Raw genomic sequence first — 16,720 nt, 5'->3', positions numbered from 1 at the left:
ACCCCGTGGAGCAGGTACCTGAAAGTGCTCAGTCCACACATCTCACTTCCACTTGAAGGAAACGTCGTGAAAAAAGCCCTGCTGCTCAAAACCACCCTGGCCCTGGCCCTGGCCACCCCGCTGCTGGCTTCCGCCGAATCGCAACTGGTCACCGGTGCTGGCTCCGCCACCGCCAACCTGGACCTGCGCGTGGTGATCCCGCGTGTGCTGTTCCTGGGTGTGGGCACAGGTTCCGGCACGCCGCTGGCGACCAACGCCGCGATCGATACCTTGACTTTCGACTACACAACCAACCCGCTTGACGTGGGCGCAGGCGCCGCCGCCCCGGCCGCATCCATCACCAGCACCGGCCCCACCACAGGCACGGCTTCGATCCCGGTGCGTGTGTTTGGCAACAACGGCCAAGTCACGATCACCGCGACCAACCCGCTGGTTCTGACCAGCGGCTCAGACACCATTCCGTTCACCGAACTGACAGTGTCATCGAGCAACGGGGCATTGGCAGCACCAGCATTCAGCGGTGGCACCAGCCTGCCAACACTGGCCGGGCGCGTGACCAACCAGACCGCCAACTGGACCTACGCGTACGCCAACAGCACCACCCCAGCCTTCGGTACCTACGTGGGCCGGGTCACCTACACCGCCACCATGCCCTGACGGCTGATCAAGTTCAACGGTGTGCAATGCACATCGCTGAACTGTCCCGCCATGGCGCCGAAAAAGGTGATTCCGGGCGCCCTCCGACCTGGCGCAACTGACCCTGTAAAACAGCTGAGTACGGCTCGATGACCACCCCAAAGCAACTGATTGGCCACCGCACAAGGCGGTTGCTCAGCAGTGCCTGCCTGGTGATGTGGTGTGGCGCGGAAATATCTGCTGCGCATGCTTGGTCGTTGTCCATCACTTCCGGCAGTCGTCGTCTGTTCCTGCATGTTGGCAACGGCGCACTGAGTGGCAGCAGCGGCACACTCAATGGCACCGCCGGGCGCAGTGGTCCCGTCAATCTCGTGGCCGTCACTGTGCCGGCGGCACAACTGGGCAACGGCACACCGCTGGCCATGACCAGCGACAGCACGCAGAACATCAGCCTGTATGGCGACGGCAACAACACCTGCCCGACGCCGGCCAGCCAAGTGATGGTGGGTGCAGGCTACCGCCGCAACAGCGGCGCAGCCAACGCCACCCTCACCGTTTCTTCGCCTGCCAACCTCACCAACGCCAACGGAGACACCATCCCGATCGGCCAGATCAGCTGGACCGTGGCCGCCCCGGGCAGCGGCGTGCCCAACGTGATTGCACCCGGCACATTCAACGGGGGAACCCAGAACCTCGCCACGGTTCCTGGCAACAGGTACCTCGAAAACTGCCACACCTTCTTCTACGCCAACAGCGATGTGCGTGCAGCAGGCACCTACAACGGCCGCGTGACCTACACACTGGCTTCACCATGACGGGAAGCCAACGACTTGTCATTGCTGCGCTGGGCATGTTGGCATTCGGGTCCAGCCTGGCCAATCCGTTCCGGCTGGACGACTCCTTGAGTTACACCGTTCCGCCCAACGTGCAGATGCAGTGGTTGCCGTTCGCGCGAGGCCAGATGAACGCGGGCGGTATGGAAGCCTGGGTGACGGTCAACATCCGCATTGACACCCGCGACTGGATCGGCCGCACCGGTCGCATCTACATGGTGCTGCCGCGCGACGAAGCCTCCAGCATCGAGGCTGTATGGACAACGCAGGGCAGACTGCAGGGCGGGCGCCTGGTGTCCGGCGAACGCGCCCTGGTCTACGCCGGTACGATTCCCGGCGCCACACTGGAAGACCAGATACAGGTTCGGCTGCGATCGAAGGCCGACTGGACATCCAACAGCCGGCGCCTGAATTTTCACTTCGAACTCGATACCAACTGAATCCGCCATGACGACTACGCTTCCTGGATCGTTGCTCAACGGATTGAATACGCTGCTGGGTTGGGCGTGTGCCTGTGTTCTTCTTTTGACGCCGCTCTTGGGGTTTGCGCAAGGCTTTGCCGCCTACATCACACCACCGCGTTTTGAAGTGAAGGCCACACCTGGGCAGCCACTGCGTCAGGTGTTCGAGATTCAGCATGTGGGCCAGCTCAAAGGCGGCTACCGCGTGTACACCAACGACTGGACTTTCCAGGCCGACAACTCGGTCGCCTTCTCCGACGAGCTGGCGCCCGAAAGCTGCCGTCCGTGGGTGGCGATCGAGCGACGCGAACTCACGCTGGAGCCTGGCGCGCGCTACCGGTTCCGCTTCGAGATCAACCCGCCCGCCGGCACAAAGCCACGCGAATGCCGCTTCGCGATCATGATCGAAGGCCTTGACCCTGCCAGGAGTGGCGTCGACGTGGGCGGTCGGATCGGTGTGATCGTGTACGCCGCCGTGGGCGATGCTGCTCCGGTGCTCAACCTCACGGCCACCCGTGTCGTCAAAGCTGGTGACGGCAAGAACGTGGCCATGCTCGATGTGCGCAACAGCGGCAACGCCCATGGCCGACTGGAGGGCTACGTGAACGCCGTCGACGCCACCGGGCAAACGCTCGAAATGACGCCGGCCGACATACCGATCATGCCGGGCGAGACGCGCGGCGTGGCGCTCTCGCCAGTGGTGGGCGAAGGCAAGACCGCACCCGAGGTGCGGTTTCCGCTGGTGGTCAAAGGAACGCTCGAATGGGGCAAGAACCGCCTGCCGCTTGACGCCAGCTTCGCTCCATGAGTGTTCGGGTGGCGCACCCGCTCTGCAGCCTGCTGGCCTTCGTGGGTCTCGTGACCCAGCAGGCTGGCGTGTGGGCACAAGATGCGACGGCATCCCGTGTCTCCAGCACACCCGGGTCCCTCTATGTGGACCGCGTGATCGAGAACCTGGCGCCGGAAGCACTGGAAGAGAACGAAGCCCATGCCTACGACCGCGAAGGCTGGCCGCGTTTCCTGCGGCTGGAGACGCGGTTGGGCACCCAGCCTTTTGACCAGACCCAAAGCACCCGCATCGGCTACGGCATCTATGGCCTGCTGGAAACACCCAACCACGGCACGCTGTCCATCGATGGGACGTACGCACCGCGTGACAGCAGCGGTACGCTTACCTTGCGCCAGGTCGCGATGCCGTTGGGTGGTGGCTGGCTCACCAGCAACGAGCTTGGCATCATCAACACACCAGCACCGGACATCACGCGCTTGCCGACGCGCATCTACCTGCCTTCGGCCATCCTGCAAGGCGTCGGCACCGAGTTTGAAAACCCCGAACAAGGGTTGCAGCTGCGGGCCTCCACGGGCGAGCCCGGGCGGCTGGATTTCCTCCCTGCCAGCGGATTCCGGTCACTGCCCGGGCGACGCACCACCCTGGCGGGTCAGTGGCGCATCAACGCCTCGGGCGTCGACACGCTCTCCCGCCAAGGCTGGACCGCCGCCCTCAGGCACGAAGATGCGCGCGGCGTGTCATCGCTGGACAGCCCGCAACAACCCGGCGATTTCGTCAACGCCAACTCCACCCAGCTGGCGCTGCGGCACGAAGGTGCGGAGCACCACATCCAGGGACAACTCATCAGCACCCAGTCGAGCCATCTGAGCGGCGCGCGCCGAGGGTTCTGGATTGACAGCGAGTGGGAAGAGGGGCCGCGCCGTCACGGCGTGGGCGCCTACCGGCTGGAAGCCGACCTGACCTGGGCCAACCTGCCGGTGGCCAACGACATCGTGGGCGCCTATGTGCGCACCACCTGGGGCACGCGCCAATGGTCGGCCGAGGGCTCGGTGGACTGGCTGGATTCCATCAGCGGGCGCAGCGGCAGTGGTTACTTCGCCACCAGCTCGGCACGCTGGCGCCTCAACCGCGACCACACGCTGGGAGCCGGCGCCGCCTTGCGTCGCTTCAATGGCGACGCCTGGAACACCTACGGCGACTGGCGCTTCCAGAACGGCTGGGGCACCAGCGGACTGCGTCTGGAATTCGCAGGGGGACAAGACCAGATAGCCACCCGAACCTTGACCTGGGATCAGGAATGGATGGTGCCGCAAGGCTGGGCCCTGTCGACCAGTCTGGGTGCAACCGCCTACAGTGCCGCCCGCAACCTGCCCGCAGAAACCACATGGAATGGCGCACTGAGCATGTCGGCCCCACTGTCCAGCAAGGCAGGCCTGCGTGGCAACGTCAATACCGAGCGCGGAAGCACCGGACAGATGCGCCACAGCATGAACCTCGGCGCGAACTGGCGCATCGACACACGCTGGAGCGTGGAAGGCAACTACACCCGCTCTTCGGGCCGCAGCCGGTTCAGCCCGTCGCTGGACCCGCTGGCACCGCCGGATGTGTTGGTGCCCGACAGCGATCGCTCGTTTTATGCGGTGTTGCGCTACGAGTTTCAAGCCGGCAGCCGCAACGTGCCACTGGGTGGCAAATCCAGCGACGGGGGGGGCCGCATCGAGGGCACGGTGTACTTCGACGCCAACCGCAGCGGCACACAGGAAGCCAGTGAAACCGGTGTGCCCAACGTCACTGTTTTTCTGGACAACCGCTACGCTGTGCGCACCGATAGCCAGGGGCGGTTCGAATTTCCCTTTGTAGCCAGTGGTGCGCGCACCGTCACCGTGCGACCCGAGACACTGCCTCTGCCATGGAACGTGATTGACGAGGGACAGACGCGGGTGGACGTGCGCTTGCGCGAAAGTGTGACCCTGACCCTCCCAGTGCAGCGCAGCGAATAGCGGCTTGGGATCTGGGCGAACCCGTAGGGAGGGTCTCAAGTTCCCTGATCGGAGGCCGATAGTGGTTCATGTGCCGCCTGCCACGCCCCCTTCTTGTCTGCCTGACCGCCGGCGCACTGCTGCTGGCTCCAGCGTCAGGCATGGGCGAGAGTCAAGCAGTCAACCAGCACCGTGCCAGCGCATCGATCGACATTCGCATCGTCGTTCCACCCATCATGCGGGTGCTGGAAAACAGCCACCCTTCACAACTGGTCCCGGTGGTCGGCGGTGACTGGAGCGCCGAACAGCGGCTGGTGGTGCTCTCCACCATGAAGCGCGGCTTCTGCGTCACGTTGCGCATGAACACCTCGGACGTGGAAGCCTGGCGCTTGCAGACCGAGCAGTCCGGCGGCGTCACGCTCAGCCCAGTATCCGACGGCTACCGCTTGTGCACACCGCGCCCGGGGCGCTACACGCTGCTGCTGCAACACGAGTTCGAGGCCAGCGGCAACGGCGACATGCAGTCGCTGCGATGGCCGGTGCAGACGGACATCACGGCGCTTTAGCTACTTCGGCACCAGCACCCACATCTGCAGCGGTTGCTTGAGCGCCGCCGCCGTGAGGTAGGCCTCGTCGTCCCAGTCACCCCAACCGGTGAACAGGTCGGCGCGCACCGCGCCCACGATGGCGCCGCCCGTGTCTTGCGCCATCACCAGTTTCTGAACGTTCAGCGTGGGTCCTTGCGAGGCGAGCCAAACGGGGGTGCCGTAGGGAATGCTTTGGGGATCAACCGCGATCGAGCGGCCCGGCGTGAGCGGCACACCTTGCGCACCGCGTGGGCCGAAGCGCGCGTCGAATTCCGACAAGGCTTCTTCGCGGAAGAACACGGTGCGCGGGTTGCTCCACAGCATCTCGTTGAGGCGTTGCGGGTTCTGCGCGGCCCAGGCCTTGATGGACGACCACGAGGCTTCGCGGATCGCGCCCTGGTCGAGCAGCCAGCGGCCCACGCTCTGGTACGGCTGGCCGTTGTGCGCGGCGAAGGCCACACGCACCTGACGCGCGCGGCCATCGGCATCCACCAGGTTCAGCCGTCCCGAGCCCTGGATCTGCAGGATCAGCGCGTCGATGGGATCGGCCAGCCAGGCCACGGCGCGGCCCTGCAGCGCAGCCTGCGCTGCAGGCAAGGTGTCGATCTCCTGGCGGCTGTACCAGGGCTGACCATTGCGCAGCCCGGCGGGTGGTGCGTAGAGCGGCGTGCGGTGGGTGGCGGTGGGCACGCGGCTGGCCGCCATGATGGGTTCGTAGTAGCCGGTGAGCAGACCGTCGGGCACGCTGCCGTCCAGCTCGGTCACGCGGTAGGGCTGAAACCGGCGCATCACCCAGGCCTGCTGCTCGGCGGGTGTGCCGATGGCAAGCTGGCGCAGTTCGGCGCAAGCTGGCGCCTGGCCGGGCGCAGGCCGCTCGCAGCCGCGCACCCAGGCGTTCCAGGCTTCGTGCAGGCTGTCCTGGCCCCAACCCGGCAGCTCGCTCCAGTTCACCGGCGTCCAGCGGCTCTTGCCCCGCTGGATCGCGGGCGGCAGCGCGCCCGCATCCACTGGCGCTGTGACCACGGCGGGGCCGGGCCGGGCGACGGGTGCGGGAATCTGCACCGGGCCGACCGCGCAGGACACCAAGCTTCCTACAATCACTCCGCTCGCCCCCAACCGCATGAACGTCTGAACAAACCGACCGAACCGATCCATGACCTTGTTGTTGCTTGAAGCGCTCGGCGCGCTGGTGTTGTTGGTGTTCATCGTGTGGTGGACCATGTTTTCAGGGCGCAAGGGTGGTGAACTGCCCGAGGAGGTGGAGCGCCAGAAGCTCGAACAACCTCCGGGCAAAGACAAGCCGGAAGACCGCTGAGGCGAGGCGGGGGCCGTCAAGGCCGCAGGGCATTGGCCAGCTCCACGGCCGACTTGACGCCCATCTTGTCGAACACGCGCGAGCGGTGAACCTCCACCGTGCGCACGCTGATGTTGAGTTGATCGGCCACCAGCTTGTTCGGCAGGCCGGCGATCACGAGGTCCATCACCGCGCGCTCGCGCTCGGTGAGGCTGGCCAGGCGCTGTTGCAGTTCGCGCTGCACGCGGCGCTGGGCCAGCACCTGGGCCGACTGTTCCAGCGCGCGTTCCACGCGGTCGACCAGCGCGTTGTCGGAAAACGGTTTCTCGCAAAAATCAAAGGCCCCGCGCTTGACCGCGTCCACCGCAGTGGCCACATCGGCATGGCCCGAGAGAAAGATCACCGGCAAACTCGCGCGCCAGGGCAGGGCCTGCAGCAGTTCGAACGCCGCCAGGCCACTCATGCCGGGCATGCGCACGTCCAGCAACACGCAGCAGGGCGCCATGGGTTCGTGCTGCAGGACGCTGGCGTCGGCCAGAAACGATTCGGCGCTGTCGTAGCCGTCGCTTACCAGCCGGCGCGTGCGCAGCAACCAGGCGAGTGCCTCGCGCACACCCGCGTCGTCATCAACCAGGTAGATCTTGGCGTCGAGGTGCGGGGTCATGAGCGAGATGATAGGTGCGCGGGCAGCGTGAACCGGAACACGGTGCCGCGCGGCTGGTTCGGATCAAAAGTCAGCGCGCCGCCGTGCTGCTCGATCACCGTGCGGCACAGGCTCAGGCCCAGGCCCATGCCTTCGGTGCGCGTGGTGAAGAAGGGTGTGAAGAGCTTGGCCTGCACCTCGGGGCTCAGGCCCAGTCCGTGGTCGCTCACCTCGAAGGTGATCCATGCCTTGTGCTGGTCACCGCCCGGGCGCAAGCCCGAGTGCAGCCGCGTCTGGTGCACCGCGATGCGCAGCACCCGCGCGCCTTGCCCCAGCGCCGGGTCGCCTTGCGGCATGGCCTGCATGCCGTTGCGCGCCAGGTTGAGCAGCACCTGTTCGACCATGGTGCGGTCGCAGTGCACGGCAGGGCAGCCGGGCGCAATGGCGATCTGCAGCTGGATGCCTTGTTTCTTGGCCTGCAACACCAGCAGCGGCTGGATGGCGTCGATCAGATCCCGGGGGCTCACCGCCTCGCGCACCTGCTCGCGCCGCCGCACGAAGTCGGCCACGCTCTTGATGACGCGCCCGGCGCGCTCGGCCTGTTCGCTGATGCGCTTCATGGCCTGCGAGAGGTCGGCCTGCGACAACGACTCCGTGGGGTGCTCCAGCAGGTTCATGGCGCCGCTGGCGTAGCTGGAAATCGCGGCCAGCGGCTGGTTGAGTTCGTGGCTGAGCAGCGAGGCCATCTCGCCCACCGTGGCCAGGCGGGCGGTGGCCTGCAGCCGCTCTTGCGAGGTGCGGTTGAGGTCTTCCACGCGGCGCTGCTCGGTCAGGTCGAGGATGGCGCTCATGAAGCCGGTCTGTTTGCCCTGCGCGTCGATCAGCGGTGCTTCGATGATGAGTACCGGAAAACGTGTGCCGTCGCTGCGCTGGAACACCGACTCATAACCTTCGCGCGGGAGCGTCTGCCCGGCCAGTCGCACCAGCTGGCGCTGCTGGTATTCGTCCACCAGCTCGGGTGGCCACCAGGGCGCAGGCAAGCCGGTGCCGATGAGTTGTTCAGCGCTCAGCCCGACCATGTCGCAGAACGCAGGGTTCACATAGGTGATGCGCCCGGTCATGTCGCGCGCGCGCAGGCCGGTCACGAGCGAGTCTTCCATGGCCTTGCGAAACGCCAGCGCATCGGCCACGCCGAGCTCGGCGCGCTGGCGCAGGCGCGTGTCGCGCGCCAGCAGGGCGAGCACCGCGAGCAAGGCCAGCGAGAGCGCACTGATCACGGCGGTGAGCACATTGGGAAACAGTCCGTCCACCAGCCGCGGGCTCTGCATCTGCAGGATCAGCGTGTGCCCGGGCAACTCCAGCACGGCACTGGCATTCAGGGTGCGCCGCGTGCCGGGCACCATGCGGTGCAGCGCCAGCCGGGTGCCGTCGGCGTCGTTGAACGACAGGCCGCGGCTGCGCAAGGCGTCGGGCTGGGAAAACTCGGACAGGATGCCGGGCAAGGAGTAGGTGGCCACCAGAAAACCGTTGGGCACGCCCGAACGCACCACCGGCATGCACATCTCCATGAGCTCCATGCCCAGGCCGTCGCGCATGGGCCAGAAGTAGCTGGACGAATAGGCCGGGCCCGACTGGCGCTGGGCGTTGTCGCAGGCCAGCTTCACGTCGGCCACGGCGCGCGTGCGGTCGAGGTAGGCGAACACGTCGCTGAGGTAGGGCGTGTCGCGGTGGCTGATGAGGCGCTGCGCGTTGTCGCGCCACTCCAGGCGCATCAGCTCGCGGTGCTGTGCCAGCAGTTCGGCGGCGGGCGCATTCCAGCTGTCGGCGGTGGGGGAGACGCTGTTGAGCGACTGCAGCGTCTGCACATTGCGCAACAGCTCGTTGCGGATGTCGCTCACCACCGCCGCGGCCTCCTGCTCCAGCGCTTGCTGGTCGCGGGCTTCTTCGTATTCGCGCGCGAGGAACACCAGCACCACCAGCAATGCCACCACCAGCAACACCAGGGCAGCCCACAGGCCCCAGCGGCGCGAACCGGGGTCGTTGCGCTCGGCGCCCGGGCCTTCGCTCACTGGAGTACCTTCGCGGTTCAAAGGCGGCGGTGTTGCAGCGAAGGCAGTTGCTCGCGCACGCTGCGCAGCTGCTCGAAGTCCAGCTCGGCCATGACCACGCCCGGGCCTTCGGCCTGCATGGCCATGACACCGCCCCAGGGGTCGATCACCATGGTGTGGCCCCAGGTGCGCCGGCCGTTTTCGTGCACGCCGCCCTGCGCGCTGGCGATCACGAAGGCCTGGTTCTCGATGGCCCGCGCGCGCAGCAAAACTTCCCAATGCGCCTGGCCGGTGGTGTGGGTGAAGGCCGAGGGCACCAGCAGCACGTCGGCCGCCAGCATGCGGTAGAGCTCGCCAAAGCGCAGGTCGTAACACACGCTCTGGCCCACGCGCCAGGCCTGGCCGCCGGCGTCGCGGCACTCGAACACGGTGGGCGTTTCGCCGGCGCGCAACACGGCCGCTTCGTCGTAGCGCTCGCGGCCGTTGTCGTATCGGAAGAGGTGGATCTTGTCGTAGCGGCTCGCGCATTCACCGCGCGGGTTGTAGGCCAGCGACGCGTTGGCCGCGTGCGTGGGGTCGTCGGTGGCCATGGGCAGCGTGCCGCCCACGATCCACATCTTGAGGTCGCGTGCGCAGTCCGACAGAAAGTCCTGCACCTTGCCCAGGCCCGGGGTCTCGGCCAGCACCAGCTTGTCTTCGTCGCGCGCGCCCATGAAGCAGAAGTACTCGGGCAGCACCGCGAGTTCAGCGCCCGCATTGGCGGCCTGGCGCAACAGCCGCAAGGCCTCGCTGAGGTTGTTGTCCAGGCTGATGCCCGAAACCATCTGGATCGCGGCGACCTTCATGCGGCCGGGAACGGGGGGTTGGTGAGGCATGGTCATGGGCGTCTTTCGGTGGGCCGGGGCGCGCGCGGGGCGCTCGGGAGGGTCAGCTTACTGCAGTGCGCCGGCGGGGGCGCGGGCGGGCGCGGCGGGTGGCGTTCGGTCCACCTTGGTCACTTGTGGATCGGCCCAGCTGCCGCTGACGCGAAACTCCTGCGTGCCGGCGCTTTGCAGCGGCTGGCGCAGCAGGAACTGGGCAAGGAAACTGCCCAGGCCGATGGCCGGGTTGATGGCGGTGGCGATCAGCGACGCCGTGCCCGCGTTGATCTCCGGGACCACCACCACCTTCAGGTCTTGCTGCTCACGCGCCAGGTCGGCCGTGCCTTCCATCAGCACCGCGGCGTTCACGCCCTTCATCTGCAGGTTGTTGGTGAACAGCACGCCTTGTTCGATGCGCGCATCGCCGCGCACGAAGTCGAACGCGAAGCCGTCGGAGAACACGTCGCGAAAATCCAGCGCCAGGCGCCGAGGCAAGGCCTGCAGGCTGAGCACGCCCAGCAGCCGGCCGGCACCGGGCTCGACCTTGAGGAACTGGCCGCGCTCGAAGTCGGCCTGCAGCTGTCCCGAGAGCGTGGGGTAGTCGGGCGCCAAGGGCGAGCCGATCCAGCCCACGCTGCCTTCGATGCGGCCCTTGCCGCCGCGCACCAGGCCGGGGCGGTTGAAACGCGTGAGCAGGGCGCCGGAGTCGTCCACATCGAGACGGAAGCTCAGCGCGGTGCGCCGCTGCTCGCCCGCCGATGCGCCGGCGGCGCCGGAGAGCGGCGCCCAGTTGCCGGTGGCGCTGAGACGCGCTTCGGGCACGGCGAGCCGGAACTTGGTCAGCCGCCATTCGCCCGCCCGGGTGGGCCCGCCGCGGTTGACCGCCTCCACCTCCACACGACCCAGGCGCCGCCCGCCAAATTCCAGTTCTTCCACCGCAATGTCGAGTGCGGGCACGCTGGTGGGCTGGCTCAGCAGCTGCTCCACCTCGGTGGCCGCCGTGGGCTCCAGCTTCAGGCGCGCGAGCCGGGCAAACACACTGCCCGCCGTGTTGGGCCCGGCCTGGCGCACCTCCACATAACCGTTGAGTTCGTCGGCGGTCACGTTGGCGCGCCACTGCGTGCCCTCGCGCGAGCCGCCCACCACCACCCGGTTGAAGCTGCGGCCTTCCAGCGTCAACCGGTTGGTGCGCAGCGCCAGCGTGGTGGGCAGGTAGGCGAGTTCGGCGTCCTGGTCGATCGCGCTCAACGTGGCCGCCGTGGGCACGCGCACACCGGCTCGGCCGGCCAGCTGCGACCAGGCATCGAGGTCGAGCTGATCGAGTCGCAGGTTGCCCACCACACCGGTGGCGGGCATGGGAGCAGCATCACCGCCCTCCAGCCCCACCGCCACGCTGCCACGCAACACACGCGGCACCGCTTCGGTGATGTCGCGTTCGTAGCGCAGCGAGACCAGCGGCGCCAGCGCAGACCCCAGCTCCAGCGCCACGCGGTCGGTGGCGGCCACGTCGCCGTCGACGCTGAGCACCGCGGTGTCCACGCGCAGCGGCAGCACCGCGTCGGCCGTTTTGCCCAGTGGAGCGGGCAGGTTCAGCGCCATGCCCTGCAGCGTGCTGACCACCTGCAGCTCGGGCACACCGCCGCGAAAACCCAGCTGTGCGGTGTACGCGGCCGAGCCGGACGCGTTCCGGAACAGGCTGGAGGCAGCGCCCAGTCCCCCGTCACGCAGACCCTCCGCGCTGGCCACGCCCTGGCCGCGGAACTGCAGGCGCGCCACACCTTGCGGGTTGGGGCGCAGGCCCCCTTCAAATTTCATGTCGCCGCCGAACACGCGGGTGTTGCCCCCGAGCACCACAAAGCCCTGCTCGGTGAAGGCCAGCGTGCCGCGGGTGCGCGCCAGCAACGGCGCTGCGGGGTGGAACTTCAGGTCGTTGCCGTCGAACGCCACCGTGCCCGCCACCGTGAAGGCATTCAGGTCAAACAAGGGCAGTTTGAGGGTCATGCCCAGGTCGGCGTTGCCCCCGACCGTGGTCTGTGCCAGCGCCTCACCGGTGAGGGTCTTGAGGGGCGAACTCTGCACAAAACCCAGCATGGCGCTGGCGGGACCCTGGGCACGGGTCCTGACCGTCAGAGTGGTGTCGCGGGCCAGGTCGTCGAGCTCCACCGCGCCTTCGCTCAGACGCACACCGGTCGCTCCCACCACGCCCGATGTGCCGCCGGAGATGTTCAGCTTCAGGTGGTCCAGCACCAGCTGCCCCGAGAAGCCCCGCAGGCCCGGCCAGGGTGCGGCATCGGCCGGCTGAAAGCTGGTGGGCAGGTAGTCGAAGTCGACCCCGCCGAGCTGGGCCGAGATGCGGAATTCGCTCGGGGCCTCTGCGTTCTTGAAGGGCAGGCGGTCCATGTCGCCCTGGATGCGGAAGTCCACCGTGCTCGCACGGCCCGCGAGCACGGCTTCGCGCACGTAGCGCCGCGCCTCGGCATCCACGGTGAGCGGCAGGTAGCGGTGCACCCGGGTGCCGTCGGCGCGTGTCAGCTGGGCCGTCAGATCGATCACGCCGGGGAAGCGGGACCTGGACGGGCTGGTGGCCGGATCGCTGGTCTGCCACTTCACCTGGGCAGTGCCCTCGGCGTCGGCGTTGGCCAGGGTCATGTTGTCCAGCTGGGCTTCGATGCGATCGCCCTGCAGCTGCCACGACGCGTCGGCCGCCAGCCGCTGCAGTGGAATGCGCGCCTCTTCAAAGATGTCGGGCAGCTCGATGGAGCCGTCGGCCACGGTGATGCGGGCGCGCCCGCCGCTCTGGTTCAGATCGAAGTCGACCGTGGCACCGGTGATGCCGGGTCGGCCCGGCAACGGGAAGCGGCCACTCAAGGACATCTGGCCACTGGGCTCACCCGCCAGCGCAAGGTCCTGCACACGGCCACGCGCCTGGTAGCTGCCCTGCGTCCAGTCGATGGCGCCCTCCACCGCATCGGCCGATGCCGTGGCAGGGCCTTGCCAGCGGGCGGTGAAACCGTCCATGCGGCCGGCGGGCTGCAGCCGCTGCAGCCAGCTGCGCACCACTGCGGGCAGCGGCACCCGTTCGGCAATGTCCGCCAGCGCCGCCAGATCGAGTTGTTCGGCGCTCACCTCCACGCTGGGCGCCTGGCTGGTGCTGCGCGCCACATGCTTGACCAGCAGGCGGCCTCCGGGCCAGGTTTCGCCCTCGCGCGTGCGAAAGCGCAGGTCCTCCGTGGTCACACCAAACCCTTCGGCGTTCCACTGCACGGCCAGCCGTCCCTGCACGTTCTCCAGCGCCAGCGCCGGCAGCTGCGGGCCGAGCTGCGCTTCGACGTTCTGCAGCGCCAGGTCGGCCGTCACGGCAACCACCTGCCCGCGCTCCACCTGCGCCCAGGCGCGCAGCGCGCCCTCGCCGGTGCGCACCTCCACGCCACGATCGGACAGGTCCACATAGGCGCGCAGCCGGGCCACGTCGACGCGGGCGAAGTCGGCAAAGACCTCGCCGCTCCAGTCGTGCCAGACCGGCTGGCCGCTCGCGCGCTGGCCCAGCGAGAGCAGCGGCTCGCGCAGCTGGCCACGCAGGCTCAGGCGATCACCCCACTCGGGCGGTGGTGTGGCATCGATGCGCCAGTGGTGCGTGCGCGTGGTGTTGCGGCTCACAAAGTCGAGTTCACCCAAGGCCAGTGTGGGTTGGCGACGCTGGTCGTCGGTCCAGCGCACGGTGCCGCGGCGGATCACGAACTCGCGCTGGGCAAAAAACCAGTCGGCCGCCTGGCTGTCGTGGCTGGGCCCGGACATGTCCAGACCGGCCACCTCGATGCGGCCCTGGGCGGTGCGGCGCACGTCGAGGACCGGCGCTTCGATCACCACCTGCTCGAAGCCGCCTCGCCACAGCGACTGCACCGACATGGCGGTGCGCACCAATGGCAACTGCAACGCCACGCGGCCTTGTGCATCGATCAGCTGCACATCGCGCAGCTCGAAGGACGGCATGAGTGTGGGCAGGAAACTGGCGCCGCCGCTACCCGATTCGGCGCGGATTTCGCCGATGCGCACCGGTACCCCGACCGCCTCGGTAGCCCACCTTTCCAGCTCAGGACGCCATTCGCCGATTCGGGGCACAATCGCGCCATTCAAGCCGGCCCAGGTCAGCGCAAAGAGCCCCCAGACCGCCAGCAACAGCCACAACAACAGGCGGCTGACCACGGCAAATGTCTTGAGGGATCTCGAGGCTGTTGCATGTGGTGCAGAGGAGGCAGCAGTGGCCGGTTGTTGATGGTTCATGTCCAGCGCAAATTATGACGGCCAGTCATCTCACGGTTTCGAACACGGACGTTGCCCCTTTGTCATCAAATGTGAACGCATTGCCTGAGTTGTCGCTGGCCGACCGCCGCGCCGATCATTCCCGTTTTGTGCAGCGCGTGCGTCGGCGCTATCCCGATGAACTCGCCTGCCTGCCGCCCGGCGAACCGGTGCGGTCCAGCATGCAGGCCTGTCTGGGCACCTTGACGCAGCGCGGCCTGCCCATGCCGGCTGCGTTGCGCGTGCTGCGCCAGCTGGTGCTGGAGCGCCTGGTGGTGCTCGACTGTGAAGAGAGTGCACCGCTGCAGGCGGTCACCCGCGCCGTGACCGAGCTGGCCGAGATCGCGCTCGACGTGGCCTGCGAACTCGCCTGCGCCGAACTCGACGACCTGTTTGGTGCGCCGCAATACACCGACGCACAGGGCCAGACCGCCCGGGCGCAGCTGTGGGTGGTGGGCATGGGCAAGCTCGGCGCGCGTGAACTCAATGTGTCCAGCGACATCGACCTGATCTACGTGTACGACCACGACGGGGAGACCGCCGGCAACGCGCAGGGCCGCAACCGCATCAGCAACCACGAGTACTTCGGCAAGGCCGTCAAGCACATCTACAACACGGTGGGCGAAACCACCGAACACGGCAACGTGTTCCGGGTGGACCTGGCGCTGCGGCCGAACGGCAACTCGGGACCGAGCGCGGTGTCGCTCGGCGCGCTCGAAGAATATTTCCTGGTGCAGGGCCGCGAATGGGAGCGCTTCGCCTGGCTCAAGAGCCGCGTGATCGCACCAGCGGCCTGCGTGGCGGCCGGTGGCGCCAACGCCTTGCGCGGCTCGGTGCTGCCGTTCGTGTTCCGCCGATACCTCGACTACGGCGTGTTCGAAGCGCTGCGCACGCTGCACCGCCAGATCCGCGAGCACGCGTCCAAGCGCGCCGCCGGCAACCCCGGCCGGGCCAACGACGTGAAGCTCTCGCGCGGCGGCATCCGCGAGGTGGAGTTCACCGTGCAGCTGCTGCAGGTGGTGCGCGGTGGCCAGTTCCCGGAACTGCGCACCCGACCCACACTCGACGCACTGCCGCGCCTGTGCCGCGCCAGCCTCATGCCGCAAGCTTCAGCCGACGCGCTGGCGGAGGCCTACCGTTTTCTGCGCCGGGTCGAGCACCGCATCCAGTACCTGGACGACCAGCAGACGCATGTGATGCCCACACGCGACGACGACCTGGCCTGGATGGCCGCGACCATGGGTTGCGCCAACGTGTGCGAGTTCCTGCACACGCTCGATGCCCACCGCGAACTGGTGGCGCAGGAGTTCGACACGCTGCTGGGCGGCCCCACCAACGGGGGCTGCAACGGCAAGGGTTGCAACGGCAAAAGCGGCCCGGCCGACGATCTTCAGAGCGTGCTGGCGCAGCTCCCGGAAGCGTTTGCGGCCCGGGTGTCGCAGTGGCGCGAACACCCGCGCGTGCTGGCGCTCAAGGAAGACAGCCGCTTTCGCCTGGTGCGGCTGGTGCAGCGCACCGGCGCCTGGCTCGAAGAGGGCCGCGTGAGCGAAGAAGCGGCGCTGCGCATGGCCGACTGGATCGAACCCATGTTGCGCCGTGACAGTTACCTGGCGCTGCTGCAGGAGCGGCCTTCGGTGCACGAGCGCCTGCTGCGCCTGCTGGGCGCTGCCAAGTGGCCCGCGCGCTATTTGCTGCAACACCCGGGTGTGATCGACGAACTGGCGAGCCAGCAACTGCTCACCGACCGCTTCGATGCGGCGCAGTTCGAGGTCGAACTCGAATCGCGCCGAGTCGCCCTGCGCTCCACCGGCGAAGACGATGAAGAGGCGCTGCTGAATTTGCTGCGCCGCGCCCACCACGCCGAGGTGTTCCGCACGCTCGCGCGTGACCTGGAACAGGTGCTCACGGTCGAGCAGGTGGCCGACGACCTCTCGGCCCTGGCCGACTCGGTGCTGCGCCTGACCGCGCGCTGGTGCTGGGCGCGCCTGAAGAACCGCCACCGCGACGAGCCGGCGTTTGCCATCATTGGCTACGGCAAGCTCGGGGGCAAGGAGCTCGGCTACGGCAGCGATCTGGACATCGTTTTCGTTTATGAAGATGAGCACGAGAACGCCGGCGAAATCTACGCGGCGTTTGTGCGCAAGATGATCAACTGGCTCACGGTGAAAACCGGCGAGGGCGACCTGTTCGAGATCGACACCGCGCTGCGCCCCAACGGCAACTCGGGCCTGCTGGTCACGAGCTTCCAGGCCTACACCAACTACCAGCAGCAGCGCGGCAGCAACACCGC

At 67.6% G+C, this 16,720-nt stretch carries 13 protein-coding genes; 8 read left to right on the top strand and 5 right to left on the bottom strand.

Annotated elements, in window-relative coordinates; all coding sequences use genetic code 11:
• Positions 1-66 precede the first annotated feature (66 nt).
• The 6 genes from Q0C59_RS12715 (at position 67) to Q0C59_RS12690 (ending at position 5,265) form a co-directional block, all read left to right on the top strand.
• Positions 67-657, top strand: coding sequence for a hypothetical protein (locus Q0C59_RS12715; RefSeq protein ID WP_291216050.1), 591 nt, complete (start codon positions 67-69; stop codon positions 655-657).
• 236 nt (positions 658-893) lie between these two features.
• Positions 894-1,451, top strand: a complete 558-nt coding sequence (locus Q0C59_RS12710) for a hypothetical protein (RefSeq protein WP_291216047.1) — start codon at positions 894-896, stop codon at positions 1,449-1,451.
• On the top strand, positions 1,448-1,909 hold the full coding sequence (locus Q0C59_RS12705; RefSeq protein ID WP_291216044.1) for a hypothetical protein: 462 nt from the start codon (positions 1,448-1,450) through the stop codon (positions 1,907-1,909). Before Q0C59_RS12710 ends, Q0C59_RS12705 begins: the two co-directional genes overlap by 4 nt.
• A 7-nt stretch (positions 1,910-1,916) precedes the next feature.
• Complete coding sequence (locus Q0C59_RS12700; protein ID WP_291216042.1) at positions 1,917-2,738, top strand: hypothetical protein; 822 nt, start codon at positions 1,917-1,919, stop codon at positions 2,736-2,738.
• Entirely contained in the window at positions 2,735-4,720 is a 1,986-nt protein-coding gene (locus Q0C59_RS12695; protein ID WP_291216039.1) for an SdrD B-like domain-containing protein, read from the top strand. Before Q0C59_RS12700 ends, Q0C59_RS12695 begins: the two co-directional genes overlap by 4 nt.
• Before the next feature lie 68 nt (positions 4,721-4,788).
• Positions 4,789-5,265, top strand: a complete 477-nt coding sequence (locus Q0C59_RS12690; RefSeq protein WP_291216037.1) for a hypothetical protein — start codon at positions 4,789-4,791, stop codon at positions 5,263-5,265.
• Here Q0C59_RS12690 and Q0C59_RS12685 read toward each other — a convergent pair whose 3' ends face one another.
• Positions 5,266-6,507 carry a murein transglycosylase A gene (locus tag Q0C59_RS12685; RefSeq protein WP_291216034.1) on the bottom strand — a complete coding sequence of 414 codons (1,242 nt, stop codon included), beginning with the start codon at positions 6,505-6,507 and terminating at the stop codon, positions 5,266-5,268.
• On the opposite strand from Q0C59_RS12685, the gene Q0C59_RS12680 reads away from it, so the two are divergent.
• Positions 6,440-6,601, top strand: coding sequence for a hypothetical protein (locus Q0C59_RS12680; protein WP_291216031.1), 162 nt, complete (start codon positions 6,440-6,442; stop codon positions 6,599-6,601). The two genes, Q0C59_RS12685 and Q0C59_RS12680, sit on opposite strands and share 68 nt — an antisense overlap.
• Before the next feature lie 16 nt (positions 6,602-6,617).
• Here the strand turns inward: Q0C59_RS12680 and Q0C59_RS12675 are convergent, their stop codons facing one another.
• The 4 genes from Q0C59_RS12675 to Q0C59_RS12660 all read right to left on the bottom strand — a co-directional run bounded on the left by Q0C59_RS12675 (position 6,618) and on the right by Q0C59_RS12660 (position 14,334).
• Positions 6,618-7,244: a response regulator transcription factor gene (locus Q0C59_RS12675; protein ID WP_291216029.1), complete on the bottom strand. Its 627-nt coding sequence runs from the start codon at positions 7,242-7,244 to the stop codon at positions 6,618-6,620.
• Positions 7,241-9,292 (bottom strand): nitrogen regulation protein NR(II), encoded by a 2,052-nt coding sequence (locus Q0C59_RS12670; protein ID WP_291216026.1) that lies wholly within the window; start codon positions 9,290-9,292, stop codon positions 7,241-7,243. The genes Q0C59_RS12675 and Q0C59_RS12670 overlap by 4 nt, the downstream gene beginning before the upstream one ends.
• Before the next feature lie 17 nt (positions 9,293-9,309).
• Positions 9,310-10,116 (bottom strand): carbon-nitrogen hydrolase family protein, encoded by an 807-nt coding sequence (locus Q0C59_RS12665; RefSeq protein ID WP_291216052.1) that lies wholly within the window; start codon positions 10,114-10,116, stop codon positions 9,310-9,312.
• Positions 10,117-10,203: 87 nt separating this feature from the next.
• Positions 10,204-14,334: a YhdP family protein gene (locus tag Q0C59_RS12660; protein WP_291216023.1), complete on the bottom strand. Its 4,131-nt coding sequence runs from the start codon at positions 14,332-14,334 to the stop codon at positions 10,204-10,206.
• Positions 14,335-14,426: 92 nt separating this feature from the next.
• Here Q0C59_RS12660 and glnE point away from each other — a divergent pair.
• Positions 14,427-16,720, top strand: a 2,294-nt coding sequence (gene glnE / locus Q0C59_RS12655; RefSeq protein ID WP_291216021.1) for a bifunctional [glutamate--ammonia ligase]-adenylyl-L-tyrosine phosphorylase/[glutamate--ammonia-ligase] adenylyltransferase, incomplete at its 3' end; no start/stop codon positions are given.

The organism is Hydrogenophaga sp., assembly GCF_022844385.1.
In the GTDB taxonomy this organism is placed as follows: Bacteria; Pseudomonadota; Gammaproteobacteria; order Burkholderiales; family Burkholderiaceae_C; genus Hydrogenophaga.
The sequence above is the reverse complement of the archived record's forward strand: the minus strand, read 5'-3'. Positions and strand labels throughout refer to the sequence as shown.

What these genes read in the sequence shown, in the direction of transcription:
- Q0C59_RS12705 (WP_291216044.1), top strand. Translation starts at nt 1,448, where the DNA reads ATGACGGGAAGCCAACGACTTGTCATTGCTGCGCTGGGCATGTTGGCA.
- Q0C59_RS12700 (WP_291216042.1), top strand. Translation starts at nt 1,917, where the DNA reads ATGACGACTACGCTTCCTGGATCGTTGCTCAACGGATTGAATACGCTG.
- Q0C59_RS12695 (WP_291216039.1), top strand. Translation starts at nt 2,735, where the DNA reads ATGAGTGTTCGGGTGGCGCACCCGCTCTGCAGCCTGCTGGCCTTCGTG.
- Q0C59_RS12690 (WP_291216037.1), top strand. Translation starts at nt 4,789, where the DNA reads ATGTGCCGCCTGCCACGCCCCCTTCTTGTCTGCCTGACCGCCGGCGCA.
- Q0C59_RS12680 (WP_291216031.1), top strand. Translation starts at nt 6,440, where the DNA reads ATGACCTTGTTGTTGCTTGAAGCGCTCGGCGCGCTGGTGTTGTTGGTG.
- Q0C59_RS12685 (WP_291216034.1), bottom strand. Translation starts at nt 6,507, where the DNA reads ATGGTCCACCACACGATGAACACCAACAACACCAGCGCGCCGAGCGCT.
- Q0C59_RS12675 (WP_291216029.1), bottom strand. Translation starts at nt 7,244, where the DNA reads ATGACCCCGCACCTCGACGCCAAGATCTACCTGGTTGATGACGACGCG.
- Q0C59_RS12665 (WP_291216052.1), bottom strand. Translation starts at nt 10,116, where the DNA reads ATGAAGGTCGCCGCGATCCAGATGGTTTCGGGCATCAGCCTGGACAAC.